Source organism: Bradyrhizobium sp. HKCCYLRH3099, assembly GCF_051167855.1.
Classification (GTDB): Bacteria; Pseudomonadota; Alphaproteobacteria; order Rhizobiales; family Xanthobacteraceae; genus Bradyrhizobium.
The window spans coordinates 15,724-39,993 of the sequence record NZ_JBNPTW010000013.1; the positions used below are offsets into that span (position 1 = coordinate 15,724).

23 protein-coding genes are annotated in these 24,270 nt (G+C 66.6%); 14 read left to right on the top strand and 9 right to left on the bottom strand.

Annotated features, from left to right (window positions below; translation table 11 throughout):
• Positions 1 to 22 precede the first annotated feature (22 nt).
• From ACQR1Y_RS22655 to ACQR1Y_RS22675, 5 genes are all read right to left on the bottom strand, one after another.
• A complete protein-coding gene (locus tag ACQR1Y_RS22655; protein WP_434878256.1) occupies positions 23 to 664 on the bottom strand; it encodes an aromatic-ring-hydroxylating dioxygenase subunit beta in 642 nt (213 codons plus the stop codon).
• Entirely contained in the window at positions 661 to 1,959 is a 1,299-nt protein-coding gene (locus tag ACQR1Y_RS22660; RefSeq protein ID WP_434878257.1) for an aromatic ring-hydroxylating oxygenase subunit alpha, read from the bottom strand. Before ACQR1Y_RS22660 ends, ACQR1Y_RS22655 begins: the two co-directional genes overlap by 4 nt.
• A 54-nt stretch (positions 1,960 to 2,013) precedes the next feature.
• Positions 2,014 to 3,519 (bottom strand): glutamine synthetase family protein, encoded by a 1,506-nt coding sequence (locus ACQR1Y_RS22665; protein ID WP_434878258.1) that lies wholly within the window; start codon positions 3,517 to 3,519, stop codon positions 2,014 to 2,016.
• Positions 3,520 to 3,691: 172 nt separating this feature from the next.
• On the bottom strand, positions 3,692 to 4,354 hold the full coding sequence (locus ACQR1Y_RS22670) for an aspartate/glutamate racemase family protein (protein WP_434878259.1): 663 nt from the start codon (positions 4,352 to 4,354) through the stop codon (positions 3,692 to 3,694).
• A 4-nt stretch (positions 4,355 to 4,358) separates the two neighbouring features.
• Complete coding sequence (locus tag ACQR1Y_RS22675; protein WP_434878260.1) at positions 4,359 to 5,153, bottom strand: GntR family transcriptional regulator; 795 nt, start codon at positions 5,151 to 5,153, stop codon at positions 4,359 to 4,361.
• 227 nt (positions 5,154 to 5,380) lie between these two features.
• On the opposite strand from ACQR1Y_RS22675, the gene ACQR1Y_RS22680 reads away from it, so the two are divergent.
• The 5 genes from ACQR1Y_RS22680 to ACQR1Y_RS22700 are packed head-to-tail and all read left to right on the top strand — an operon-like array spanning position 5,381 to position 10,128.
• The gene (locus tag ACQR1Y_RS22680; RefSeq protein ID WP_434878390.1) at positions 5,381 to 6,493 is read left to right on the top strand and encodes an ABC transporter ATP-binding protein; all 1,113 of its coding nucleotides are present in this window, start codon (positions 5,381 to 5,383) and stop codon (positions 6,491 to 6,493) included.
• Between the two features lie 11 nt (positions 6,494 to 6,504).
• The gene (locus ACQR1Y_RS22685) at positions 6,505 to 7,554 is read left to right on the top strand and encodes an ABC transporter substrate-binding protein (RefSeq protein ID WP_434878261.1); all 1,050 of its coding nucleotides are present in this window, start codon (positions 6,505 to 6,507) and stop codon (positions 7,552 to 7,554) included.
• 12 nt (positions 7,555 to 7,566) lie between these two features.
• Positions 7,567 to 8,421, top strand: coding sequence for an ABC transporter permease (locus ACQR1Y_RS22690; protein ID WP_434878262.1), 855 nt, complete (start codon positions 7,567 to 7,569; stop codon positions 8,419 to 8,421).
• Complete coding sequence (locus ACQR1Y_RS22695) at positions 8,411 to 9,226, top strand: ABC transporter permease (RefSeq protein ID WP_434878263.1); 816 nt, start codon at positions 8,411 to 8,413, stop codon at positions 9,224 to 9,226. Before ACQR1Y_RS22690 ends, ACQR1Y_RS22695 begins: the two co-directional genes overlap by 11 nt.
• Positions 9,223 to 10,128 carry a polysaccharide deacetylase family protein gene (locus ACQR1Y_RS22700; RefSeq protein WP_434878264.1) on the top strand — a complete coding sequence of 302 codons (906 nt, stop codon included), beginning with the start codon at positions 9,223 to 9,225 and terminating at the stop codon, positions 10,126 to 10,128. Before ACQR1Y_RS22695 ends, ACQR1Y_RS22700 begins: the two co-directional genes overlap by 4 nt.
• A gap of 123 nt (positions 10,129 to 10,251) precedes the next feature.
• On the opposite strand, the gene ACQR1Y_RS22705 is transcribed toward ACQR1Y_RS22700, so the two are convergent.
• On the bottom strand, positions 10,252 to 10,914 hold the full coding sequence (locus ACQR1Y_RS22705; RefSeq protein ID WP_434878265.1) for an O-methyltransferase: 663 nt from the start codon (positions 10,912 to 10,914) through the stop codon (positions 10,252 to 10,254).
• An 89-nt stretch (positions 10,915 to 11,003) separates the two neighbouring features.
• Between ACQR1Y_RS22705 and ACQR1Y_RS22710 the strand changes: the two genes are divergently transcribed.
• The gene (locus tag ACQR1Y_RS22710; RefSeq protein WP_434878266.1) at positions 11,004 to 11,654 is read left to right on the top strand and encodes a TetR family transcriptional regulator; all 651 of its coding nucleotides are present in this window, start codon (positions 11,004 to 11,006) and stop codon (positions 11,652 to 11,654) included.
• 408 nt (positions 11,655 to 12,062) lie between these two features.
• On the top strand, positions 12,063 to 12,950 hold the full coding sequence (locus ACQR1Y_RS22715) for a CPBP family intramembrane glutamic endopeptidase (protein ID WP_434878267.1): 888 nt from the start codon (positions 12,063 to 12,065) through the stop codon (positions 12,948 to 12,950).
• Between the two features lie 355 nt (positions 12,951 to 13,305).
• Here ACQR1Y_RS22715 and ACQR1Y_RS22720 read toward each other — a convergent pair whose 3' ends face one another.
• On the bottom strand, positions 13,306 to 13,794 hold the full coding sequence (locus ACQR1Y_RS22720; protein WP_434878268.1) for a hypothetical protein: 489 nt from the start codon (positions 13,792 to 13,794) through the stop codon (positions 13,306 to 13,308).
• A gap of 930 nt (positions 13,795 to 14,724) precedes the next feature.
• Here ACQR1Y_RS22720 and ACQR1Y_RS22725 point away from each other — a divergent pair.
• The 7 genes from ACQR1Y_RS22725 to ACQR1Y_RS22755 all read left to right on the top strand — a co-directional run bounded on the left by ACQR1Y_RS22725 (position 14,725) and on the right by ACQR1Y_RS22755 (position 20,376).
• The gene (locus ACQR1Y_RS22725) at positions 14,725 to 15,726 is read left to right on the top strand and encodes an aliphatic sulfonate ABC transporter substrate-binding protein (protein WP_434878269.1); all 1,002 of its coding nucleotides are present in this window, start codon (positions 14,725 to 14,727) and stop codon (positions 15,724 to 15,726) included.
• An 81-nt stretch (positions 15,727 to 15,807) separates the two neighbouring features.
• The gene (locus ACQR1Y_RS22730; RefSeq protein WP_434878270.1) at positions 15,808 to 16,425 is read left to right on the top strand and encodes a nitroreductase family protein; all 618 of its coding nucleotides are present in this window, start codon (positions 15,808 to 15,810) and stop codon (positions 16,423 to 16,425) included.
• 101 nt (positions 16,426 to 16,526) lie between these two features.
• Positions 16,527 to 17,822 (top strand): O-acetylhomoserine aminocarboxypropyltransferase, encoded by a 1,296-nt coding sequence (locus tag ACQR1Y_RS22735; RefSeq protein WP_434878271.1) that lies wholly within the window; start codon positions 16,527 to 16,529, stop codon positions 17,820 to 17,822.
• Positions 17,823 to 17,825: 3 nt separating this feature from the next.
• Positions 17,826 to 18,608 (top strand): alpha/beta fold hydrolase, encoded by a 783-nt coding sequence (locus ACQR1Y_RS22740; RefSeq protein WP_434878272.1) that lies wholly within the window; start codon positions 17,826 to 17,828, stop codon positions 18,606 to 18,608.
• A gap of 123 nt (positions 18,609 to 18,731) precedes the next feature.
• Positions 18,732 to 19,133: a hypothetical protein gene (locus ACQR1Y_RS22745; protein ID WP_434861963.1), complete on the top strand. Its 402-nt coding sequence runs from the start codon at positions 18,732 to 18,734 to the stop codon at positions 19,131 to 19,133.
• Between the two features lie 156 nt (positions 19,134 to 19,289).
• Entirely contained in the window at positions 19,290 to 19,691 is a 402-nt protein-coding gene (locus tag ACQR1Y_RS22750; protein WP_434878273.1) for a BA14K family protein, read from the top strand.
• A 130-nt stretch (positions 19,692 to 19,821) separates the two neighbouring features.
• Entirely contained in the window at positions 19,822 to 20,376 is a 555-nt protein-coding gene (locus ACQR1Y_RS22755; protein WP_434878274.1) for a hypothetical protein, read from the top strand.
• A 51-nt stretch (positions 20,377 to 20,427) separates the two neighbouring features.
• On the opposite strand, the gene cyoB is transcribed toward ACQR1Y_RS22755, so the two are convergent.
• Positions 20,428 to 22,425, bottom strand: a complete 1,998-nt coding sequence (cyoB, locus tag ACQR1Y_RS22760) for a cytochrome o ubiquinol oxidase subunit I (protein ID WP_434878275.1) — start codon at positions 22,423 to 22,425, stop codon at positions 20,428 to 20,430.
• A 12-nt stretch (positions 22,426 to 22,437) separates the two neighbouring features.
• Positions 22,438 to 24,201 (bottom strand): SDR family oxidoreductase, encoded by a 1,764-nt coding sequence (locus ACQR1Y_RS22765; RefSeq protein ID WP_434878276.1) that lies wholly within the window; start codon positions 24,199 to 24,201, stop codon positions 22,438 to 22,440.
• Between the last annotated feature and the right edge of the window lie 69 nt (positions 24,202 to 24,270).

Here is a 24,270-nt window from a genome sequence, read left to right on the forward strand (position 1 = left end):
CCGATCCGCAAAAGCGAGCGCCTCAGAGCAGGAAGGTCATGTTGTGCTGGCTTCTCGCGGCGTCGAGCAGCGCCACGAGCTTGCGGTCGATCTTGAGCCGGCCGTCCTCCTCCTTGAGCACGTGGCCCATCCAGCCTGTGAGGGTCCGCACGGTATGACCTGCCCGCATCTCATGGACGATGAATTGCGAGCGGATCTTGACCTCGTCGCCCGCGGCGCTCGTAACCCGTACGAAGCCTGAATTGAGATGGCTGGTATAGGATGGCGGCAGCTGCGACGAGGCCACGCCGGTGCGCAGCCAGACGATGCGGTCGCCCATCCGCCGGCGATCATCGAACGCGATCGTCACCTGGCGCTGCGGATCGCCGCGCGCCGCATCCGGCATGCCACCGGCCGCCGGCACCCAGTACAAACACTGCCGCGTGTACAGCTGATACCAGCGCTCGAAGGCGCGGCGGTCGAGCAGCCAGTGCTCGTGCAGGATCAGCGCCTCGTAGCGCTGCCGCTCGGCCTCGGTGAGCGGCGTGCCGATCGCCTGCCATTCGCCGAGATCGGCGCGCAGCCGCGCGTAATAGTCATCGTCGACATAGGTCGATTCCAGGCTGTCGCGCAGGATGTCCTTGAGCGTGAAGCCGTCATCCATGTTGAGATCGAGCGGGGTCATGCGGCGGCCAATCGTGTCGTTGACGTCATCAGGCGCTTCCACTCGCGCCAGAACGCGCGCAGCGGCAGATCGTCGGTCACCGGCCCCGTGAGCATGCCCTTCGGGCCGATATATTCCTTGCCGGTGCCGAGATGTCGGTTGGTCAGCACCCATTCCATCTCGGGGATCGACAGGCCGGCCTGGCACTCCTCGAAATTGGCGAGATCGTCGGGCTCGCCGAAGCTCGGGAAATCCTCCTGCAGCCGCATCCTGAGCGCGTTGACCTCGTCGGGCAGATCGGGCGCCTCGAGCGCGGTCGCGTACCATGTGAGATGCGTGAGATCGACCTTCTGCGGCTCGATCACCTGGATCTGGTTGCCGATGATCAGGAGGTTCGGGAAGATGTTGAGGTTCATGCCCGAGCCCATCACGACGTCGAGCGCGGCATCGGCTTTGGCGCCGAGCTTGGCGCGGATCGCCTGCTCATAGCGGGTCTCGCCGGGCATCGGCGCCGCCTGCTCCCAATAGCGCGTGATCTCGGCGCGCTGGTCGATGAAGGTGTGGCCGTTGCCGACATCGGCGACCGTCTGCAAACCGTGATCGACATTGCCGATCGTCCACTGCATGTCGACGCCGGCACCGTAGCGATCCTTGCGCATGCGCAGCAGCGACATGTGCGAGAAGCCGGGATGATAGCCGTCGGCGGAATTGTCGTAGACCAGCTTCCAGTTGCCGAGGCAGATCATGCGATGGGTGCCGCGCTGCAGTTTCAGCGTGGCGCCCGGCCAGCGGTCGAGCCATTCGTCGATCAGCTGCGCGGCGGGACCGAGATGCGTGACGAGATCCGGCATCTCCGGATTCAATGTCGCGAAGATGAAGCCGCGATAGCTCGCGACCCGCGCGCGGCCGAGGCCGAGTTCGGCCTTGTCGAAGCCCGGCCCGTAGCCCTCCTCGATAGGCACGCCGACCAGCGCGCCGGCGCTGTCGAACGACCAGTTGTGATAGGGACAGGTGAATCGCCGCGCGGTGCCCTCGTCCTGGCGACACACGGTGGCGCCGCGATGGGTGCAGCGGTTGAGCAGCACATGCAGCGCGCCGTCGCGGTCGCGGCTGACGATCACGGGTCGGAGGCCGAGCTTGCGGCGCACGAAGCTGTGCGGCGCCGGCAGCTCGCTCTCATGGGCGAGGAAGGTCCAGGTGCTACCAAAGACGCGGTTCATCTCCTCGGCGAAGATGGCCTCGTCCGTGTACAGCGAGCGGTGCACGCGATGCTCCTGCACCAGCTCCTCGAACGGCAGATCAGCTCGATGGGTCATGCAATCTCCCCGCGCAGGACGCCGCGCCTCTGCGGCCAGCGCCCTGCGCCACGGTCAGTAGCGCGTGAAATACTCGCGGTGCTCCCAGGCGGTGACGTCGTCCGGCGTCGCCTGCCAGTTCGGCTCGGCAGCAAGGAAGCGGTTCACCTCGCTCTGCTTCATCCCGAGCAGCCAGTCGACGAAGACATCACTTAGTTGGCTGCGGAAATACGTGCTCGTCTTGAGCGCCTCGAGCGCCTCCATCAGATTGGTCGGCAGCAGCGGCCGGTGGGTGGCCGTATAGGGGCTGGTTTCCAAGGGACCCGGATCGAGCTTGCGGCGCAGGCCGTCGAGGCCCGCCAGCGCCTGCGAGGCGATGTACAGATACGGATTGGCGCCGGGCTCGCCGATGCGGTTCTCGATATGCGCCGATGGCTCGCCCGGCATGCCCTGCACCCGGATCATCGCCGCGCGGTTGTCGTAGCCCCAGGTGGCACGGTCCGGCGCCAGCGAGTTCGGCTTGCGGCGGCGATAGCCATTGACGGTCGGCGTCGTGAACACCGAGGCGGCCGCGGCGTGCTCGAGCAGGCCGCCGACGAAGTGGCGGCCGACGTCGGAGAGCAGCTCGCCCGAGCCAGGCTCCGAGGCGAAGGCGTTGCGGCCGTCGGCGGTGGCGAGGCTCTGATGCAGATGCCAGCCGCTGGCCACGTAGTTCGGCAGACCCGGCCGCGTCATGAAGGTCGCATGCAGCCCCATGCGGGTCGCGACCTGCTTCACCATCGAGCGGAACAGCGACATCGTGTCCGCGGTCTTCAGGCCCGTCTGGACGTCGAAGGTGAATTCGAGCTGGCCCGGGCCCATCTCGTTCTCCATCGTGCGCAGCGGCAGATTGAGCGCCACGCAATGGTCGGCGAGCGTGCAGATGAAGTCGTCCATGCGGTCGAGATTGTCCTCGACCTGGTAGGAGAAGCCGCGGGCGGCAGCCTCGACCTGCGGCGGCGTCGGCGGCACGCCGAGCGTGCCCATGTCCTCGGGCGCGAGCTTAGGATCGAGCACCTTGGTGACGTAGAACTCGATCTCGAGGCCGGTGATGAAGGTGTATTTCTCGCGCGTCAGTTCGGCGAGCGCGGCCTTCAGCTTATGGCGCGCATCGAACGGCACCGGGCGGCCGTCGCGGAAATAGAGATCGCCGAGCACCCAGCCGGTGCCGGGCGACCACGGCAGCACGCGGAAGGTCGTGGGATCGGGCACCAGGATGACGTTGGCAAAGCCCGCCATCTCGGCCATGCCGAAGCCGCCGCCGTCCATGAAAGGATTGTAGGCGATGCCCTCGGCTGAATCGAAGCCGTATTGCGCGTTGGTGAACTCGATGCCGTTCTTCAGCGCCGCATGAAACGGCCCCGGCATCAGCGTCTTGCTGCGCAGCTTGCCTTGCGGATCGGCGACCGACACGCGGATGCAGCGCAGGCCCTTTTCCTTGACGGCCGCCAGCGCCTCGCCCGCGGCCGCCTTCTGCTCGTCGCTCCAGAGGCCATGGGCCTCGATGAAACCCGCTGTCGTCACGTTGGCTCCTCCTCGCATGAACGCGCCGCATCGCGGGCATTCGTTGGATGGTCACCGGCGCGGAGAAATCTGTTTCATTACGCATAATCTTAAAAGCGTAAAATTTATTACTCATGCCGAAATTGTAAGCCGCGCCCTGCCCGCGCGCGAGCCAGCGCGCGGCGCGTCGCTTGGAATGATATGCAGGCGTTCAGACGCCGAGCGTCGCCAGCAGCTGCGTCACGGCCGCCGCGATCGGCTTGATGATCGGCACGGCGAATTGCGGCTGCAGCTGATCGGCGGCCTGGGCGAGCGGCCCGCCGCCGATGATGACGGCCTCGGCGCCATCCTGTTCGATACAGGCGCGCACGGCCTCGGCCAGGGCGGCAGCAAGCCGCGCGGGATCGGCGGCAAGTGCGGCGGGGTCGCCCGGCGTGAGGCGCGTTCCGGTGAACTGCGCCGACAACCCGATGCCCTCGGCCAGCGCCGCGATGCTCGCGACCAGGGCCGGCGTCACGGTGGCGATCCCGAAGCGCCGGCCGCCCAGCGCCGCCTCCCGCATCGACGCCTCGCCGATGCCGACCACCGGCACGGTCAGCGCGGCGCGGATCGCGGCGGCACCGGGATCACCGTAAGCGGCGACGATGATGCCGTCACACCCATCGAGCTGTCGCTGCGCGATCTCGACGACTTCAGCGGCCGAGGCAGTCAGGGCCTCGGCATCGACGATCATGCTCGGGGCCCGCGTCGCGGTCGCGCCGACCAATTCGGCCCGGCCGGTGCAGCACGCACGCGCAATCGACACCATCATCGCGGTGGTCGCCGCCGAGCTGTTCGGATTGATCAGCAGGATGCGCGGTAGAGGCCATGTCACGAGTTCAGTCGTCATGGCGCACAGCAGCCACGCCGAGATCCCTGAAGATCGCAGTCAGCTCGTCCATGTCCCCCTCGCCGTCGCGCGGCTGGATGCGGCGCTCGATGTCCTCGAGGTGATGCGTCATGGCCGCGACCGCCGCCGCCTTGTCGCGGGCCAGCACCAAATCACCGATGTCGGGATGGGAATCCGGCGAGCAGTCCGGCTCGCCCGGCTGCTCGAAGGTCGCGATCGCCAGCGACGTCCGCAGCATCAGCTCGCGCGCCATGTCGAGCAGCACGTGGTTGCCGGCCAATCGGGCGATCAGGATGTGGAAATCGGCCGTCAGCGACAGCGAGGCCCAGCGGTCGGAGCGATCGTCGGCCGCTTCGCGCGCCATGTGCGCCTTCAAGAGCGCCTTGCCCTGCTTGTCGAGCCGGTCGATCGCGGCCGCCACCGTCGCCGCCTCGATGACGCGGCGCGCGGCGAACATCTCGCGCGCCTCTTGCCAGGTCGGCCGCGAGACGAAGGCGCCGCGATTGGGAAACTGCACGACGATCTTGCGCGAGGCGAGATGCGCCAGCGCCTGGCGGACATGGATGCGCGTGGTGCCGAGGGCGTGCGCCAGCCGGTCCTCGCCGAGCTTGGTGCCCGGCTTGAGCCGCTTCTGGCTGATCGCCGTGAGAATGCCCTGCACGACGGGATCGTCGTCCATGCTGCGCGGATCGATCGCCTCGGGCTCCGGCTTGGCCGCAGGGCGCCGCTTCGCGGCTGCGGGCGGCCGCTTCCCGGCGCGGGCTTTGGCGCGAGTCCTTGTCATGCTCTTCATCTAGCGAATGAGCGCGGAATTGAAAACATCCCGGCTGCCGCTTCTTGCACCACAGGACGCATGTTTTGTCACCAATCTCACCAATAAATTGGCGCCAATTTTTGGCGCCATAAAAATACCCCCGCACTTTCATGAGCTTGAATAAACGCCATCACTGGCACGCCGCTTGCTGACATCCCCCGGCAATGGAGATGCGCGTGCCCGATCCCGCAATGATGATGCAGAATGTGACGTCGCCCCCGCAGGCGCGCGGCTGTGCGCTGGCGCTCCGCGGCATCGGCCACCGGTTCGGTACGACGGTGGCGCTCGACACCATCGATCTCGCCGTCGCGCCGGGTGAGCTGATCGCCCTGCTCGGTCCGTCCGGCTGCGGCAAGACCACCTTGCTGCAGATCATCGCCGGCTTCCTGCAGCCGAGCCGCGGCGCCGTCAGCTTCGACGGCGTGCGGGTCGATCACACCCCCGCCAATCGGCGGCGCATCGGCATGGTGTTCCAGAACTACGCGCTGTTTCCCCACCTCACCGTCGCCGAGAACGTCGCCTATGGCCTGCGCGCGCGGAAGGTGCCCGGCGCGCTGGTGACGCGCCGCGTCGGCGAGATGCTGGCGCGCGTGCAGATGTCGGGCTTCGCCGGCCGCTTCCCGCGCCAACTGTCCGGCGGCCAGCAGCAGCGCGTCGCGCTGGCGCGCGCGCTCGCGATCGATCCGGTGCTGGTGCTGCTCGACGAGCCGTTCTCGGCGCTCGACAAGAATCTCCGGCTCGACATGCAGATCGAGATCAAGAGCCTGCTCAAGAGCTGCGGCGTCACCTCGATCCTGGTGACGCACGATCAGGAGGAGGCGCTGTCGATGGCCGATCGCATCGTCGTGCTCAACAAGGGCCGCATCGAGCAGATCGACACGCCGGACGCGCTCTATGATGCTCCCGCCAGCCCGTTCGTGAACGGCTTCATCGGCCACGCCAATTTCCTCAAGGGCAGCCTCGGCGACCGGCCCGGTGTCGTGACGCTCGCCGCCGGCGGCGCGCTGGTGCTGCCGCAGGCCGAGCGCCGCGCGGGCAATGGCGGCGTCACCGTCTCGGTGCGCCCTGAGAATCTGACGCTGTCCGATCACGACGGCCCCGGAGCGATTCCCGTGACGATCCGCGTCGCGATGCCGCTTGGCGCGGTCAGCGTCATCGAATGCACCACCGCCGCGGGCGAAGCCATCAAGGTCAGCCAGTCCCGCGCCGCCTGGGCGGGACGACCGGGCCAGCCGGCGTGGCTCACGATCACCGACCCCGCCAAGGTGCACGTCTTCGACGCGCCGCCCCCTTCCATCGCTGCAGCCTGAGGAGTCCCGCCATGAACCTGTCCCGCCGCCGCCTGCTCGCCACCGGCGCTGCCGCACTCGCGGCGCCCCATCTCATGCTGCCGTCGCGCGCCCGCGCGGCCAGCTCGATCGTCGCCACCACCTATCCCGGCAGCTTCGACGAAGCGTTCCGCGCCGTCGTCGGGCCCGCCTTCCAGAAGAGCAGCGGCGCCGACGTCGCCTTCACGCCCCTGCTCGGCGTCGACCAGATCGGCAAGATCCAGGCCTCGCGCAACGCTCCCCCGTTCGACGTCGTGCTGTTCGACGAGGGACCGCTGATCCCGGCGATCAATAGCGGCGTGCTCGAGAAATTCCCGGCCGAGACGTCGAAGAGCTTCGCGCAGATCCCGCAGGCGTTCCGTCACCCCGACGGCTACGCCCCCGTCGTCACGGTGCAGCTGATCGGCATCGCCTACAATCCGAAGAAGATCGCGACGCCGCCAACCTCCTGGGAAGACCTGTGGAAGCCGGAATACAAGGGCCGCGTCGGCATCACCGGCATGGGCTCCTCCCTCGGCACCGCCTTCATGGTCGAGATCGCCAAGCTCAACGGCGGCTCGGAGACCAATCTGGAGCCGGCGTTCGAGGCGATGAAGAAGCTGCTGCCCAATGTCGGCGCCATCGCCAATTCGCCGGGCGCGCTGGCGGCGCTGTTCCAGCAGGGCGAGATCGATATCGCCTTCAACTACTGGAACAATGTCGCGCTGCTCGCCGCCAAGGGCGTCGACGTCGCCTTCGCCAAGCCGAAATCCGGCGCCGTCATCATCCGCTCCAGCGCGCAGATCGTGAAGAACAACCAGGATCCGAAGCTCGTGCTCGACTATCTCGACACCGTGATGTCGACGGAGGTGCAGAAGGGGCTGGAGGCCGCGCCCTGGGTGATGATGCCGACCAACAAGAACGTCGCGCTGACCGGCGCCAATCTGTCGGTCGCCAAGAGCGTCGACGATCTCATCGCGAGCAACGTGCTGCTGGACTGGACCAAGTTCCAGGGGCTCCGCGGCGAGTGGATCACGCGCTTCAACAAGGACGTCAAGATCTAGGCGTCCGTCCCGATGTCGCGCTCCTTCCTTGCGCACCGCGAACTCGCGCCGGCGCTGCCGCTGGCTGTGATCTTCCTCGGCGCCTTCGTCCTGCCGCTGATCGCGCTGCTCGCGATCAGCTGCTACCGCTCGCCGCAGTTCCTCGAGCTGTCGCCGGTGCAGTATCTGCGCTTCGTCACCGATCCGTTCAGCCTGCGCGTGCTGGCGGACACGGTGATGCTGGGGCTCGAAGTCGCGCTGTGCTCGCTCGTGCTCGCCTATCCGCTGGCGCTGGTCTACCTCGCCAGCGGCGCGCTGATCCGGACCGTTCTCACCTTCCTGATCCTGCTGCCGCTGCTGACCAGCACCGTGGTCCGCACCTTCGCCTGGATCGTCATCCTCGGCCGCGACGGCATCGTCAATGCGACGATGCTGTCGCTCGGCCTGTGGGACAGCCCGGCCCGCCTGCTCTACAGCTGGGGCGGCCTGGTGTTGGCGCTGACCCAGATCCAGTTGCCGCTGATGGCGCTGCCGATCATCAACAGCCTGCTGCGGCTCGACGGCAATCTCGCCAAGGCCGCCGAGGGCCTCGGCGCCGGCCGCTTCCGCGTGTTCTTCACCGTGATCCTGCCGCTGACGCTGCCCGGCGCGGTCGCGGGCGGCCTGCTGGTGTTCGCGGCGGCCGCGACCGCCTTCATCACGCAGACACTGGTCGGCGGCGGCCGCATCATCCTGATGCCGAGCTACATCTATCAGCAGTCGATGGGCGTTCAGGACTGGCCGTTCGCCGCGGCGCTGTCGCTGGCTTTCACCGCGGCGGTGATCGGCGTCGTCGCAATCATCGGCGCGACCGCGCGGCGGATGACGCGAGGCCTCGATGCAGCGTGACCTGACCGACCGGATCTATGGTGCGTCGATCGCCGTGATCGCGATCGCCTCCGCGCTGCTGCTGCTCGCCCCGACCCTCGTCGTGCTCATCATCTCGCTCACCTCGGGCATGACGCTGAAATTTCCGCCACCGAGCTGGTCGACGCGCTGGTATGTCGAGCTGCTGCGCTCCCCCGAGATCCTCGCGCCGGCGCTCACCAGCCTGAAGGTCGCGCTTTGCACCACGGTGCTGTCTGCCGTGCTCGGCAGCGCCGCCGCGCTGGGCATCGCACGCAGCAGGCTGCGGATCGCCCGCATGCTCGACGCGCTGTTCATGTCGCCGATGGTGCTGCCCGCGATGGCCTTCAGCCTGTCGCTGCTGCTGGTCTTCAATGTCATCGGCATCCGGCTGTCATTCTCCACGCTGGTGCTCGGCCACACCATCGTCTGCGTGCCGTTCGTGATCCGCATGGTCGGGGCCGCCGTCCAGGAGCTAGATCCGGTGCTCGTCACCTGCTCGCTCAGCCTCGGGGCCAGCCGCTGGTACACCTTCCGCCGCATCACCTTGCCGCTGATCCGCCGCGGCATCGTCGCAGGCAGCCTCGTTGCGTTTCTGTCCTCGTTCGACAACGTGCCGATCTCGCTGTTCCTGGCGGACGCGCGCACCGAGGTGCTGCCGATCAAGCTCTGGGCGATCCTCGAAGGCAGCCTCGACGTCCGCGTTGCCGCCGTCTCCGGCGTCATCGTGGTTCTCACCCTGATTGGCCTCGTCTGCGCCGAGGCGCTCGGCGGCGTCAGCCGCAGCTTCGGGACACCCGAGAGATGACCATCATCCGAGATCTCCGCGGCTATGGCCAGCAGCGCCCGGACATCGTCTGGCCCAACGGCGCCCGCCTTGCGGTATCGCTCGTGATCAATTTCGAGGAAGGCGCCGAGCTCGCCGTCGAACAGGGGGACGCCGAGACCGAACGCTACGGCGAGGTGCAGCCGACGCTGCCGTCCGGCGCGCGCGACCTCGTTCAGGAGCAGGTGTTCGATTACGGGATGCGCGTCGGTCTGTGGCGCTTCCTCGACGCCTTCACCGCGCGCGACATGCGCGCGACGCTGATGATGTGCGGCCGCGCCGTCGAGCGGGTGCCCGATCTGGCGCGCGTCGCGGTCGAGTGCGGCCACGAGCCGGCCGTGCATGGGTGGCGCTGGCTGCCGCACGCGCTCTATGCCGACGCGGCCACCGAGCGCCGCGACATCGAGCGCACGCGCGACATCATCACATCCGCGACCGGCGTGCGGCCCGTGGGCTTCATGACACGCGGCAGCCAGAGCCCGTGGACGCGCGACCTGCTGGCCGAGCTCGGCTTCGCCTATGACTGCAATGCGCTCGATGACGACCTGCCCTATTGGACCCGCGCGGCAGGCCGGCCGCTGCTCGTGCTCCCCTACGGCTTCGATACCAACGACATGAAGTTCTTCCATCCCAACGGCTTCGTGCAGCCCGAAGATTTCTCGAACTACGTGGCCTCGGCGCTGCGCACGCTGCTCGCCGAGGCCGGCCGTGGCGCGTCCTCGCTGCTGACGATCGGCTTCCACCTGCGCATCACCGGCCGGCCGGCGCGGTTCGCCGCCGTCGAGACAATTCTCGCCAGGCTCGCCGATCTCGGCGACCGCGTCTGGATCGCGCGCCGCGCCGACATCGCCGCACATTTCCAGGCTCTCGTCCCACCGGTGTGAACACCGCGGCGATCGGCTCGAGAATCGGCATTGCCAATCGCGGCCACAGTTGATCGGACGCCAGCGCCGGCGGCCGCCGATGATCACGGCCGCGGCGCTGATGCGGGCAATGCGCGCCTGCCCTCACCCGATCCGCATCGACAATTCGACCTCGTCGCCGAACGGCACCGAGAGATAGCCGTTCGCCGGCGAGCGGACATGAGCGAGATACTCCGGACAATAATCGGCGTTGTCGGCGACGATGAACGCGCCCGCGCTGAGCCGGCTCTCGAGCAGCGCAAGGATGTCGCCATACAGCGGCTTGGCGCCGTCGAGCAGCACCAGGTCGATGGTCTCCGGCAGATCGGCGCGCAGCGTCTGCAACGCATCGCCCTGTCGGATCTCGACAAGGTCGGCCAAGCCGCCTTCGGCCAGGTTGGCGCGGGCCCGCGCAACCTTCGATGCTTCGAACTCGGTGGTGATCAGCCGGCCGCCGCCATTGTCGCGCAACGCCGCGGCCAGGAACAACGTCGAGATCCCGAACGAGGTGCCGAATTCGACGATCGATTTCGCGGCGAAGCTGCGCGCCAGCATGTAGAGCAGCGTGCCGGTGTGACGCGAGACCGGCAGCGGAAAGTCCTTCAGTTGCGCGTAGAGCTCGACATGGCCGGACTTGCTGCGCATCAGCTCTTCGCCGCGCTCGGCCATGCCGGCGAAGACCGGGCTGGTCTCCGGGCGCAGCCGCGCGGCCTCGGCCAGCAGGCGATCCAGCAGCGGCGCCACGGGCCCGGTGGTGAGGGTGATCATGATCATCTCCGTGTTTCGCGTGGGTGTTTGCCTCCCCGTCAAAATACGACTAATCATTCGCGTTCGCTAATCGCATTCCGGAACGTGTCATGGCGCCAGCTCGAAAAGCCTCGATTGCCGCGAGAAAACAGCCGCAACAGGCGCGCTCCGCGGATCTCGTGTCGGCCATTCTGCAGGCCGCTGTTCAGATTTTGACGAGCGAGGGCGCGCAGCGTTTCACCACCGCCCGCGTCGCCGAAAAGGCCGGCGTCAGCGTCGGCTCGCTGTATCAGTACTTCCCCAACAAGGCGGCGATCCTGTTCCGGCTGCAGAGCGACGAGTGGCGGCAGACGGCCGCGCTGCTCACCGGCCTCCTCGAGGACACCAGCCGTCCACCGCTCGTGCGGCTGCGCGCGCTGGTCCACGCCTTCCTGCAATCGGAATGCGACGAGGCGGCCATTCGCGGCGCGCTCGACGACGCCGCGCCACTGTATCGCGATGCGCCGGAATCGAAAGCCGCCCAGGCGAGCGGCCGCCGCGCCATGCTGGCGTTCATGCGCGAGGCGCTGCCACACGCCCAGCCGGCTGAGCGGGCGCGCGCCACCGATTTGATCAAGACGACGCTCGCCCAAGTCGGCAAGCACTTCTCGGAGACGCCCCGCAGCCGCGCCGAGATATCGGCCTATGCCGATGCGATGGCGGACATGTTCAGCGCGTACCTCACCACCGCAAACAAGCCCGGGCGGCGTAAGGCCAGGTAGTCCCGCAACCGGCGCGTCTCCGACAGGCGCGGGCTCGCCCCGCGGATCCACCGGGGGTCAGTGCCTGATAAGCAGCATATGACCGAGCCAACGTCCGCAAACACGCCGCGCCAGCAGGCCCGGCGTCGCAAAGTGGATTGCGGCATGACCCTGCGCCTCATATCAAATGAGAGAGAAGATGCGGCACCCTGCTTGCCGGGGCTCTCCGTGCGGTCACCTGCCAAGCAAGACCGCAAAGACCGATACCGAGAGGCCGTCAGACCCGACAGACGGTTGGATCTGGCGGGATGATACGCCGGTGCGGCAGCACCGACATGCGCGCGGAGACGACGGACCACGTCGTCGCCATTGTCGCCGCGAGGCGCGTCTGGAGCGAGCAGGTTCAAATCTGGGGGAGACGTTTTTCACATGACGGATATCAGCCTTTCCGGTCAGCCGCTCTGGCAGCGCATTCTGCAGTTTCCGCTGACCCGCCTCATCGTCCTGGGAGCTGCCCTGTTCTACTTCATGGGATGGGCCCAGGCCCGTCTCGAGCAATTCCACGAGTCACCCGTGCTGAACGCGGTCATCCAGATCGTGCTGGGTGTTGCTGCGATCGGCGTGTACGTGGCCTATCAGACATTCATCGACCGACGCGAGGCGACCGAGCTTTCGACGCCCGGACTCGGCCGCGAATGGGCCATCGGCGCGCTGTGTGGCGCGGGCCTTTACACCGCGAGCGCAACAGTCCTGATGCTGCTCGGCATCTACAAGGTCGAGGGATTCAATCCCGTGCTGTTCCTGCTTCCCAACCTTTCGATGGCGATCAAGTCGGGCGTGTTCGAAGAGCTGCTGTTCCGCGGCGTCCTGTTCCGATCGGTCGAGGACATGTTCGGAAGCTGGGTCGGAATCCTGGTCTCATCGCTCGCGTTCGGGCTCCTTCATCTGACGAACCCGGGGGCGACGCTGGGCGGTGCCATCTACATCAGCATCGAGGCCGGGCTGCTCCTGTCCGCGGCCTATCTCGTGACCCGCCGCCTATGGATCTGCATGGGCTTCCATATGGCGTGGAACTACTTCCAGTCGGCGGTCTTCTCCGGCGTTGTCTCCGGCGCCGTCAGCGATCCCGGCCTGCTGAAGGCCACCATCGAAGGACCGGAGCTGCTGACCGGCGGCGCGTTCGGCATGGAGCATTCGGTGGTCGCGCTGGTGTTCTGCACCACCGCTGGCGTCATCCTTCTCCTCCTCGCCATCCGCCGGGGCCACCTGAGGCCGCCGATGTGGCAGCGCCGCTTAACGACATCGTTTGCCAGGTAGGAACGCGCGTTTGCCGTCTTCCTACCTCGCAATCCACGCCATTTCGGCTCGTGCGGTGTGCTCCCTCTCCCCGTTCTTCACGGGGAGAGGGTTGGGGTGAGGGGCAGCCACGCGGACGGTGCTGCGTCTCTGCACCCGGCTCACCTTCCGAGGCCTGCTCTCTATCATTCACAGCAAGTCTCACATCGACATACCCGTCCGATGGACTCGCGATCGGGGCTACGGATGTGCCATGCCCCTCATCCGGATTGCTGCGCAATCCGACCTCTCCCCACAAAGGGCGGGGAGCTCGTAGGGCGATTTTGTGACTCAGTCGTACTGATCCGCCCTACGCGCTTTTCCGGGTTACGCGTTTTCAGATCCCTTCTTCGCGAAGAATTTGCTTCGCCTCTTCGTCATTGAGCGCAGCAGCTTTCCTCACCCAATAGATAGCCCGCTCTGGATCCTTTGCGGCACCATTGAGGCCATGGGCGTAGTTTACGATCATTTCCCGAATGGCCGCCAGATGACCCGCTTCCGCCACTCGCTCCTTCAAGTCGAAAGCTCGAAAATAGCGCTCCCGGGCAGTCCCGGCTCCAAGTCCGCGCCGAAGAGCTCCCGAAAGATAGAGAAGCGAATCGAAGTCCTCGGGGCGGATTGTCCGTTCGGCCTTTTCCATCCAGCGCAAACTAGAAGAGCTGTCGCCCCTATCTTGCAAATACTCAGCCATCTCGATCATGGCCAGAATAGAGCCTTTTGCTATGAACCGCTCCAAATAGGCAACAGCGCCTTCCTCTTCACCTTGTCTAAGAAGGTCCCGAGCTTCTCCCACATCAAAGCCGATCGAGTCCGAGAAGATGCGCATGGTCTATTCCGTCGGCTTTTTTGACTAGCTCGTAGGGCGGATGAGTGGAGCGCAATGCGCCTGACAGAATTCTAGCAAACGTGTTGTCCTGACAAAAGCGGCGGATTACGCCTTCGGCGAATCCGCCCTACGCGCTGGCCGCAGCAAACGCGGTCGCCGATGACTGCGCCCTCGCCGCTCGTGGGAGAGGGCACTGCATTGCGCAGCGGTGGGGAGGCGACGGCATGACAAGCATTCCCGCACCCGCATGCGCGAACACCCGATAATCCCCAGCAATCTCAAGCTGATTTGCCCTGTCCAGTCCCGCGGCGAAAAATATTCTTGTTTCTTTTTTACCGAAATCATGATCATATCCGCGCATCCCGTCCGATCGAGGGGCGCTGTCGCGAACGTCACGAAGCGTTGGGTGGGATGCGGTGGCCGGTTCTCGTCGCAGCGTGCGTCAAGCGCGCCGACGTACGATGGGAGCCGGACGGCGAAGTCGCGTGGTCCTGATACTCCGACGCTAGTATCACGCGCTGATGCGCAAGCATCATGCGCAACGGTGGCCAGAAAGCCCGGCGCACCGGGGAGATCGCGTATAAGCCGTAAGCCCATCGCGCAGGGAAGGCCGGATGTCCGGCTGATCCTGTGGTGACCGCCGCGTGCTTTTTTGTTGCACGTGGGCCATGGGTGTCAGTCGACGCCCGGCCTTCCCTGCGCCCTCTCCTTCCGAGAGGGACGAACGGCAGACATAGCTCGGGCGCCAAGCACGCCGCGAGGCTGCGAGCGGCTACCTGGGGATGCGAAACAGCAACAGATTTCTCGCATTGGCATCGAATGAAGAATGTTCGCCTCCATTCCGGCCGATCTGCAAAATTGCAAGGGATAAACGATCCTGCGATTGATCCGATCAGACCCGCATCGATGACTGTCAGGAGATTTCCGCACATGATCCCCTCTTCCGCTCCCCGGCTTCCGCACGCGCGGCCATGGCAGCTTGCCCGTCGCGCCCTGCTGGCGGCCAGCGTGGCCCTGCTCGGCGCGCTCACGATCACACCGGCCGGAGCCGCCGAGACGCTGCGCATCGGCTACCAGAAATCCTCGACCCTGATCGCGCTGTTGAAGACCAATGGCGAGCTGGAGAAGGCGCTGGCGCCGCTCGACATCAAGATCTCCTGGCACGAATTCTCCAGCGGCCTGCCGCTGCTGGAGGCCATCAACATCGGCAGCATCGATGTCGGCGCCGATGTCGCCGACACCGTTCCGGTGTTCGCGCAAGCTGCCGGTGCCAAGCTCGCTTATGTCGCGGAGGAAGCCGCGTCGCCGTCGGCACAGGCGATCCTCGTGGCGACCGCCTCGCCGGTGAAGACTCTCGCCGACCTCAAGGGCAAGAAGATTGCCGTGACCAAGGGCGCCGGCAGTCATTATCTGCTGCTGTCGGCGCTCGCCAAGGCGGGCCTGTCCATCAAGGACATCACGCCGGCCTATCTGCCGCCGGCCGACGGCCGCACCGCCTTCGTCAGCAACAATGTCGACGCCTGGGTCGCCTGGGATCCGTTCCTGACCAGCACGATCCGCCAGTCCGGCGCGCGCGTGCTCGCCGACGGCAGCGACGGGCTCGCCAGCTACAAGCGCTACTACCTCGCTTCCGCCGACTACGCCGCCAAACACGGCGATGCGCTCAACGTCATCTATGGCAAGCTCGTCGAGACCGGCAAATGGGTGAAAGCCAATCCGGCCGCGGCGGCGGGCCAGCTCGCCGCGCTCTGGGGGATCGATGCGGCCACCGTCGAGGAGGCCAACAGCCACCGCTCCTACCAGGTCGGCGCCGTGACCCCGGCCGGCCTGTCGGAGCAGCAGAAGATCGCCGACGCTTTTCTCGCCGAGCGGGTTCTTCCTGCGAAGGTCGATACCTCGGCGCTGGCGATCTGGACTCCGAAGGCGCCGTGAGCCAAAGATGCGACGGAACCGTGCGCCGCAACGAAGCGGCGCACGCAGCCCGACGGCGGGCCTGACTGCAAGGAGACGACTGTGACTGCCCATCTTCCCGCGCCGACCGACCGCACCACCGAGCATCCGGCACATCGCATCTTCGTCGACCGCTGGTCGCCGCGCGGCTTCACCGACGAGGCGCTGCCGGAGAGCGCGCTGCTTACCTTCATCGAGGCGGCGCGCTGGGCGCCCTCTTCCTATAATTCACAGCCCTGGCGCTTCCTCTACGCGCTGCGCGGCTCGGCTGAATTCGACACCTTCCTGGCGCCGCTGATCGAATTCAACCGCGGCTGGGCGCAGCACGCCGCCGCGCTGGTCTACGTGATCTCCAAGAAAACCTTCATTCCGGCCGGCAAGACCGAGCCGGCGCCGACCCGCACGCATTCCTTCGATGCCGGCGCCGCCTGGGCCAACTTCGCCAACCAGGCCGCGTTGTCGGGCTGGGCCACCCACGGCATGAGCGGCTTCGACGTCGCCGCCGCGCAGACCGCGCTCGGCGTGCCCGACGGCTTCGCCGTGGAGATCGCGATCGCGGTGGGACGCAAGGGCGACGGCGAGAAGCTTCCGGCCGGGCTCAAGGACCGCGAGAAGCCGAGCCCGCGACTCGCCATTGCCGAGATCGCCGCGGCGGGCCTGTTCCCGAAGAGCTTCGGCTGACGACGCGACGCGTTCAGGGACGGCGTGATGCGCCGCCCCTGACGCCCGGTGAAATCTGTGGCAGAAAGCGGGACCATCGTCAGACGAGAGCCGAGATCCGCATGCCGCCGCCGAAACCGCCTGCCTTCGAGACACTGAGCCTGCATGCGGGCCAGCATCCGGATCCCGCGACCGGCGCCCGTGCGGTGCCGATCTATCAGACCACATCCTACGTGTTCGACGATACCGAGCACGCGGCAGCTCTGTTCAATCTCGAACGCGCCGGCCACATCTACACCCGCATCTCCAACCCGACCACGGCGGTGCTCGAGGAGCGCCTTGCGGCGCTGGAAGGCGGCGTCGGCGCGGTCTGCACCGCGAGCGGCCAGGCGGCGCTGCATCTGGCGATCGCCACCATCCTCAATGCCGGCGACCACATCGTCGCCTCGTCCTCGCTCTATGGCGGCACCATAAACCTGCTGGCGCACACGCTGCCGCGGTTCGGCATCACCACGAGCTTCGTCAAGCCGCGCGACCTCGATGGCTTCAGCGCCGCGATCAAGCCGAACACGCGCCTCGTCATCGGCGAGACGCTGGGCAATCCCGGCCTCGAGGTGCTGGATATTCCCAAGGTCTCGGCGATCGCGCACGCCGCCGGCATCCCGCTGCTGATCGACAACACCTTCGCCACCCCCTATCTCAGCCAGCCGATCGCGCAAGGCGCGGACATCGTGATGCATTCGGCGACCAAATGGCTCGGCGGCCATGGCATCGCGATCGGCGGCGCCCTCATCGATGGCGGCCGCTTCGACTGGCGGGCGTCGGGCAAGTTTCCGCAGCTCACCGAGCCCTATGCCGGCTATCACGGCATCGTCTTCGACGAGCAGTTCGGAACCGCCGCCTTCATCATGCGCGCGCGCACCGAGGGCCTGCGCGATTTCGGCGCCTGCCTGTCGCCCACCAACGCCTTTCATCTGCTGCAGGGCGTCGAGACCCTGCATCTGCGCATGGAGCGCCATGTCGCCAACACGGCCGCGGTGCTTTCCGCGCTCACCGCAAACAAGGCCGTCGACTGGGTGCTGCATCCCTCGCTGGAGACGCATCCGGACCACGCGCTCGCCAGGGAGCTCTTGCCGCGCGGCGCCGGCTCGATTGTCTCGTTCGGCATCAAGGGCGGCCGCCCCGCGGGCCGCAAGTTCATCGAGAGCCTGAAGCTGATCAGCCATCTCGCCAATGTCGGCGACGCCAAGACGCTGGTGATTCATCCGGCCTCCACCACGCATCAGCAGATGGACGCGGCGCAGCTCGCGGCGGCGGGAATCGGCGAGGAGCTGATCCGGCTGTCGGTCGGCATCGAGGCGGCCTCTGACATCATCGACGATCTCGGACAGGCGCTGCGCGCCTCGCAGAAGGTGTGAGCCATGCAACTGTCCATCCAGGACCGCGAGGTGTTCGTGGCGACCGGCGGCCGCGCGTTCGATGCCGCCCTCCCCGCCGTCGTCTTCGTGCATGGTGCCGGCTTCGACCATTCGGTCTGGGCGCTGCACAGCCGCTGGTTCGCCCATCACGGCTTTGCCGTGCTGGCCCCCGACCTGCCCGGCCATGGCCGCTCCGCCGGCCCGGCGCTGCCGACGATCGCCGCGATGGCTGACTGGATCGTCGCGCTGTTGCAGGCGGTGGACGCGAAGCCGGCGCATCTGATCGGCCACTCGATGGGCTCGCTGATCGCGCTCGACGCCGCCGCGCGCCATCCGGATCGCGTCTCGGCGCTGAGTCTGATCGGCACCGCAGCCGCGATGACCGTCGGGCCGGATCTGCTGAAGGCCGCGGTAGCCAATGATCACAGCGCGATCGACATGGTCTCGATCTGGGGTCTCGGCTTTGCAGCCGAGCTCGGCGGCAGCCGCGCGCCCGGCCTGTGGATGCATGGCGGCGCGCAGGCGACGCTGGAGCGCTGTGCGCCGGGCGTGCTGTTCAACGATCTCTCCGCCTGCAACAACTATCAGGATGCGCTGGCAGCGGCGGCCAGGATCACGGTGCCGACGCGTCTCATCCTCGGCGAGAAGGACATGATGACGCCGGTGAAGGCCGGCAAGGCGCTGGCCGCGGCGATCGCGCAGTCGCGCACGATCGTGCTGCCGGGTGCGGGACATACGATGATGGCGGAATGTCCGGACGCGCTGCTCGACGCATTGATCGATTAGTTGCGCCTGGTTGTTCCGTCGCGGAACGAAGGCGATCTGGGGCGCACCTTTGCGCCCGTGAGAATTAGGAACGCGGTGTAACGCGCTCGATTGGTGGTTGGTGAAACCTCAAGGAGCGCAACAATGCGAAAGACAATTCTCACGCTGCTCGCCGCGACCGTGATCGCGGCCGGCTCGGTCGGTGCGGCCTTCGCGCAAGGCGGCGGCGGTGGCGGCGGATCGGGCGGCGGCGCAGGTGGAGGATCCGGCGGTGCCGGAGCGGGCGCCGGCGGATCCGGCGCAGGTGGTTCTGGCGCCGGCGGAGCAGGCGCTGGCGGATCTGGAGCCGGCGGCGCCGGCTCGGGCGGGGCCGGTGGCGCGGGTGCCGGTGCAGCGGGATCATCGGGCGCCGGCTCCGGTTCGGGCAGCTCCGCCGGCGGCGGTGGTCCGAGCCACGTGGAGCGTGGCGGCCAGGGCGCGTCGAGCCCGCCCGGCATGCGCAACGAGCGGACCCCGTCGACCAACGGCGTCGTTCCGCCGCGTTGACGCAAGCAACACATCGCAGCGGCTCGTCGAGCCGCTGCGACCTTATGGCAACGATGCGACGTCGTGCCACCGATTGAGGCGACGCGGTGACGCAGAGCGGGCCGTTGTGGCAAAACCTGGCTTCTCCTATCTCGGTCGCAGAAAGGAGCAACGCAGATGAACCTGCGAAAACTTGCGGCCGCAGCGACCGTCGGAACTCTCGCGCTGTCCGTCGCAACATCCGCGACCGCGGCGCCGATGCTGCCGACTCATCCGGCCCCGGCAGCCGGAATCGCCGAGACCGGTGGAGTTCAGACCATCGCGTACCGGCACTGGCGCGGCGGACATGACTGGCACCCCGGTCTCGGACGTCGTCACGGCTATCAATACGGCTACCGGCCCCATCACGAACCCAAGGGCGCCGCCGTCGCCGCGAGCGCGACGCTCGGCAGTGCCATCGCCAACAGCCGCGCGCAGGCGAGCCGCGCGGAGATTGCCTGCTCGCAACGCTATCGGTCCTACGACCCGCGCTCGGGCACCTATCTCGGCAAGGATGGCCGCCGTCACCTCTGCCGCTAGCAAGATGTCCGGCGGATGCTGCAGGCGCGTCTACGACAAACGTGGCGCGACAATCGGTCCGCCGCGAGAACTGAAACCAAGCTTCTGTCGTTCGGATTGAGCAAGACCCATCACCACGGGAGAAATCAGAATGATGACTTTCAAGGCCGCCGCGACCCTGGCCATCGCCGGCGCGATCTCTTTGTCCACCCTGCAATCGGCCTCCGCAGCGCCGCTGACATCGCTCTCCGCGGCAGCAAAGCCGGCTGAGACATCGCACGCCGTTCAGGTCGGCTATCGCGGCTGGCACCATCACGGCGGCTGGGGCGGCGGTGCGGCGATCGGAGCCGGGCTTCTGGCCGGTGCCGTGATCGGATCGGCGATCGCCGCACCGAGCTACGGCTACGCGCCCTACCCGTCCTACGGCTATGGCGGCTATCGCTACGCGAGTTCCCCGTATTACGGCTACGGCGGCGGCTACTACCCGGTGAGCTCCTACCGCCCGTATTATGGCGGCTATGGCTACAGCTATGCCCCGCGTCCGGTCTATCGCAGCTATGGCTACTACAACCACCATCGCCCCTGGCGGCACAGCTATGGCTACTACCGCGGTCCCGGGTTTGGCCATCATCACGGCTGGCACGGCGGCCGGCATTTCGGACACCGCCATGGCCATGGCGTGATCCGCACGCACCATCGCTGGTGATGGTTCACGTCCCGGTGCGATCGGCCACCCGCTCGCACCGGGACGACCTCTTCACGCTTCGGCCGCTGCTGCCGGCCGCTGTCGCGCTTCGATGAGGTGCCGATCGATCCGTGCCACCTCGGCCGCCGGGATGACGTACTCATCGTGGTCGCGCCAGGCGAACACGACAAACGTCGCGAACGCCCCCATTGCACCGAGCGCGACCATCCACCAGATGTGCCAGATCAGCGCAAAGCCCATGACCGTGGCGAAGAACGCGCAGACGAACCCGGTAGGAGAGTTTTTCGGCAGTTCGATGTCCTGATAGTCCGTCTTCCTGGTGTGAAGCTGCTGGTCCTTGGTGTTTTCCTTGATCCGCCAATACGCATCCTGCCCCGTCACATTGGGGAGCACCGCAAAGTTGAACACCGGCGGCGGCGAGGACGTGGCCCATTCCAGCGAGCGGCCGTCCCAGGGATCGCCGGTCGTATCGCGCAGCCATTCGCGGTCGCGGATGCTGAACACGAGCTGGAGGATCTGGAGGATGACGCCGATCGCGAGCAGCGCCGTGCCGACGGTCGCCGCCGCCAGCCAGGGGCGCCATTCGGCGACGTCGTAATGCTGCATGCGCCGGGTCATGCCGAGCAGTCCTACCACATAGAGCGGCATGAACGTGACGTAGAAACCGATCAGCGTGAACCAGAACGCCGCCTTGCCCCAGCTCTCGTAGAGGCGGAAGCCAAAGGCCTTCGGAAACCAGTAGGTGATGCCCGCGAACACGCCGAACAGCACCCCGCCGATGATCACGTTGTGGAAATGCGCCACCAGGAACAGGCTGTTGTGCAGCAGAAAATCCGCCGGCGGCACCGCGACCAGCACGCCCGTCAGCCCACCGATCATGAAGGTGATCATGAAGCCGATGGACCACAGCATGGGGGTCGTAAAACGCACTCGGCCGCCGTACATCGTGAACAGCCAGTTGTAGATCTTCACGCCCGTGGGCACCGCGATGATCATGCTGGCGATCCCGAAGATCGCGTTCACGTTGGGCCCCGCCCCCATCGTGAAGAAATGATGCAGCCAGACCATGAAGGAGACGACGCAGATCGCCATCGTCGCCAGCACCATCGAGCGATAGCCGAACAGCGACTTGCTCGAGAACGTAGCGACGACCTCGGAATAGATGCCGAAGGCCGGCAGAACCAGGATGTAAACCTCGGGATGGCCCCAGGCCCAGATCAGGTTCATGAACATCATCATGTTGCCGCCGGCCTCGTTGGTGAAGAAGTGGAAACCGAAATAGCGGTCGAGCATAAGCATCGTCAGCGTCGCCGTCAGGATCGGAAAGGCTGCGACGATCAGAAGATTGGAGGCAAGCGTGGTCCAGCAGAACATCGGCATGCGCAGATAGCTCATGCCCCTCGTGCGCAGCTTGAGCACGGTCGTGACCAGGTTGATGCCGGCGACCAGCGTTCCGATCCCGGAGATTTCCAGCGCCCAGATGTAATAGTCGACGCCCACGCCGGGCGAATAAGTCATCTCGGAGAGCGGCGGAAACGGCAGCCAGCCGGTGCGCGCGAATTCGCCGACCACGAGCGAGACATTGACCAGCAGCGCGCCGGACGCGGTCAGCCAGAAGCCGACCGAATTGAGCGTCGGAAATGCGACATCACGGACGCCGAGCTGCAAAGGCACCACCAGATTCATCAGTCCGATCACGAACGGCATCGCCACGAAGAAGATCATGATGGTGCCGTGGGCGGAGAAGATCTGGTTGTAGTGCTCAGGCGGCAGATAGCCGTTCGAATGGAACGCGACCGCCTGCTGCGTCCGCATCATGATCGCATCAGTCCCGCCACGCAGCAGCATCACGAACGCCAGCAGGATGTACATGACGCCGATCCGCTTGTGATCGACGCTGGTGATCCATTCGCGCCAGAGATAGGGAAAGTATCCCTTCGCGAACACCCAGCCGAGGATGCCGAGGATCGCGACCAGCACCAGCCCGGCGGCAGCGAGCGGAATGGGCTGGCCGAACGGAATGGCCGACCAATCGAGCTTGCCGAGCATGCAGCCTCCGGTTCAGTGATGCGAGCGGACACTCGGCGTGGCGCGCGGGCGGCGTCCCCGTGCAATCATCACCAACGCCAGGCCGCCGAGCCCGACCGCGAGACCGATCTTGCTGAGCTGGCCCGCAGGCGGCAGCTTCTTGCGACCGAGCCATCCGCCGCTCACCGCCGTGCCCGCTGCAATCGGAGCCAGCACGGCTCCGGAACTGCGCGGCGCCATGTGGGCTCGCGACAGCAGGAAGCGGAAGGCCGAGCTCATCAGTCGCTCCGTCGGCCGCCGCGCCAAGGCGTAGGAGACCTGTCCGAGCCGGGCCGGCCAACCGACGGCGATCTCGTCGCGCGGCGCGCGAATGAGCTGCACGAACGTCTCTGCCACGTCCTCGGGCCGATACAGCAGCGGACCGGGGTCGAGGTTGCGGCCGGACATGTTGGCGCCATGAACGAAGCCGGGCGTATCCACCATCGCAGGGAACACGCTGCAGACGTGAATGTCCTTGTGAGCCGCGAGCTCCTGGCGCAGACTGGCCGAGAAGCCGCGCAAGCCGAACTTGCTCGCCGTGTAGGCCGCTGCGAACGGCGTCGGCGCCCAGCCACCCAGCGAGATGTTGTTGATCAACGTGCCCCGTCGCTGCCGCAGGAAGATCGGCAGCACCGCATAGGCGCCGTTCATCGTGCCAAGGAGATTGACCTCGATCGTCTTGCGGTGAAGCGCGATATCGGCATCCTGATAGGCGCCGAACACCCCGGTCCCGGCATTGTTGATCCAGATGTCGATGCCGCCGAAGGTCTGCACGGCCTGCTCGGCCAGCCGCTTGACCTGCTCAGCGTCGGTCACATCGGTGCCGACCGCCAGGGCGCGTCCGCCGAGCGTCTCGCATTCGGCGGCAACATCCTTCAGCACGTCCTCGCGCCGCGCGGCGAGCACGATGCTCGCCCCTTCCCGCGCAAGCGCGAGCGCCGTTGCCCGGCCGATGCCGCTGGAGGCGCCGGTAACGACGACGCGGGTTCCTCGCAGATCGCGCATCAGCCGTCGCGCCTCCGGCGAGGCATCGATCAGCCAGCCGAGCGAGCGACGCAGTTGCTGCGTCCCGCCGCTGTCGAACCACCGACCATGCGCGAAGATGACTCGCTCAGGCGACAGCGCGATCAGGCGCGCCGCAGCAAGGCGCACGGCGCGACCTCCCAGCCGCAACAGCATCCGCAAATAGGCCGGCGCCTTGCCATCCGGTGCCGTGATGCCAAGCAGCTTCGCAGCCGGGCGCGACAGGAGACCCAAGCTCTCCGGCGCGAGATTCTGCACGAGATCGGTCAGGATCAGGGTCCGGCTCGGCCGATGAAATACTTCGACCTCGGTGAAGAACGGGGCCGAGACCAAGACCAGCTGCAGATCTTCGGACCATTCGTCCGGGGTGACATCGGTAAGCTCGCGATCGATGCGCAGGCGGCTGCGCCGCACCTGCTGACGCTCGGCAAGACCGGGCGCCGCATAGACGCGAACGTGAGGAAGCGCGGCCTGCCAGTCCGGCAGGAACATCCAATGCGCGACGTTCGGAGCGAGCAGATATTTGATCGGACCGAGCCGTTCCAGCTCCTCGCGCAGCGCGAGGGAATAGCGCGTGGGCGAATGCAACAGCAGATCTCCGCTCGACAGGCGGATCACGGTCATGCGGATCGGGAGCGGCAGACCGGCCGCGCTGATGCGCCCGGCATCGACGATCCAGACATTCTCTGCGACGGCGCGCAAACCGTGGCTGAAGCTTCGAGATGTTTGATCCATGCGAGGTCCGCCGATGAGATGCCCGTCAACAAACCTCCGGAGCGGCTCATGGTTTCAATCGCCGTGACC

Excerpts from the sequence above, each read along its gene's own strand:
- ACQR1Y_RS22720 (WP_434878268.1), bottom strand. The coding sequence starts at position 13,794 with ATGCGCATCTTCTCGGACTCGATCGGCTTTGATGTGGGAGAAGCTCGG.
- ACQR1Y_RS22750 (WP_434878273.1), top strand. The coding sequence starts at position 19,290 with ATGAACCTGCGAAAACTTGCGGCCGCAGCGACCGTCGGAACTCTCGCG.
- ACQR1Y_RS22690 (WP_434878262.1), top strand. The coding sequence starts at position 7,567 with ATGTCGCGCTCCTTCCTTGCGCACCGCGAACTCGCGCCGGCGCTGCCG.
- ACQR1Y_RS22715 (WP_434878267.1), top strand. The coding sequence starts at position 12,063 with ATGACGGATATCAGCCTTTCCGGTCAGCCGCTCTGGCAGCGCATTCTG.
- ACQR1Y_RS22695 (WP_434878263.1), top strand. The coding sequence starts at position 8,411 with ATGCAGCGTGACCTGACCGACCGGATCTATGGTGCGTCGATCGCCGTG.
- cyoB (WP_434878275.1), bottom strand. The coding sequence starts at position 22,425 with ATGCTCGGCAAGCTCGATTGGTCGGCCATTCCGTTCGGCCAGCCCATT.
- ACQR1Y_RS22705 (WP_434878265.1), bottom strand. The coding sequence starts at position 10,914 with ATGATCACCCTCACCACCGGGCCCGTGGCGCCGCTGCTGGATCGCCTG.
- ACQR1Y_RS22655 (WP_434878256.1), bottom strand. The coding sequence starts at position 664 with ATGACCCCGCTCGATCTCAACATGGATGACGGCTTCACGCTCAAGGAC.
- ACQR1Y_RS22710 (WP_434878266.1), top strand. The coding sequence starts at position 11,004 with ATGGCGCCAGCTCGAAAAGCCTCGATTGCCGCGAGAAAACAGCCGCAA.
- ACQR1Y_RS22745 (WP_434861963.1), top strand. The coding sequence starts at position 18,732 with ATGCGAAAGACAATTCTCACGCTGCTCGCCGCGACCGTGATCGCGGCC.
- ACQR1Y_RS22660 (WP_434878257.1), bottom strand. The coding sequence starts at position 1,959 with ATGACCCATCGAGCTGATCTGCCGTTCGAGGAGCTGGTGCAGGAGCAT.
- ACQR1Y_RS22740 (WP_434878272.1), top strand. The coding sequence starts at position 17,826 with ATGCAACTGTCCATCCAGGACCGCGAGGTGTTCGTGGCGACCGGCGGC.
- ACQR1Y_RS22675 (WP_434878260.1), bottom strand. The coding sequence starts at position 5,153 with ATGACAAGGACTCGCGCCAAAGCCCGCGCCGGGAAGCGGCCGCCCGCA.
- ACQR1Y_RS22700 (WP_434878264.1), top strand. The coding sequence starts at position 9,223 with ATGACCATCATCCGAGATCTCCGCGGCTATGGCCAGCAGCGCCCGGAC.
- ACQR1Y_RS22735 (WP_434878271.1), top strand. The coding sequence starts at position 16,527 with ATGCCGCCGCCGAAACCGCCTGCCTTCGAGACACTGAGCCTGCATGCG.
- ACQR1Y_RS22765 (WP_434878276.1), bottom strand. The coding sequence starts at position 24,201 with ATGGATCAAACATCTCGAAGCTTCAGCCACGGTTTGCGCGCCGTCGCA.
- ACQR1Y_RS22685 (WP_434878261.1), top strand. The coding sequence starts at position 6,505 with ATGAACCTGTCCCGCCGCCGCCTGCTCGCCACCGGCGCTGCCGCACTC.
- ACQR1Y_RS22665 (WP_434878258.1), bottom strand. The coding sequence starts at position 3,519 with ATGCGAGGAGGAGCCAACGTGACGACAGCGGGTTTCATCGAGGCCCAT.
- ACQR1Y_RS22680 (WP_434878390.1), top strand. The coding sequence starts at position 5,381 with ATGCAGAATGTGACGTCGCCCCCGCAGGCGCGCGGCTGTGCGCTGGCG.
- ACQR1Y_RS22725 (WP_434878269.1), top strand. The coding sequence starts at position 14,725 with ATGATCCCCTCTTCCGCTCCCCGGCTTCCGCACGCGCGGCCATGGCAG.
- ACQR1Y_RS22755 (WP_434878274.1), top strand. The coding sequence starts at position 19,822 with ATGATGACTTTCAAGGCCGCCGCGACCCTGGCCATCGCCGGCGCGATC.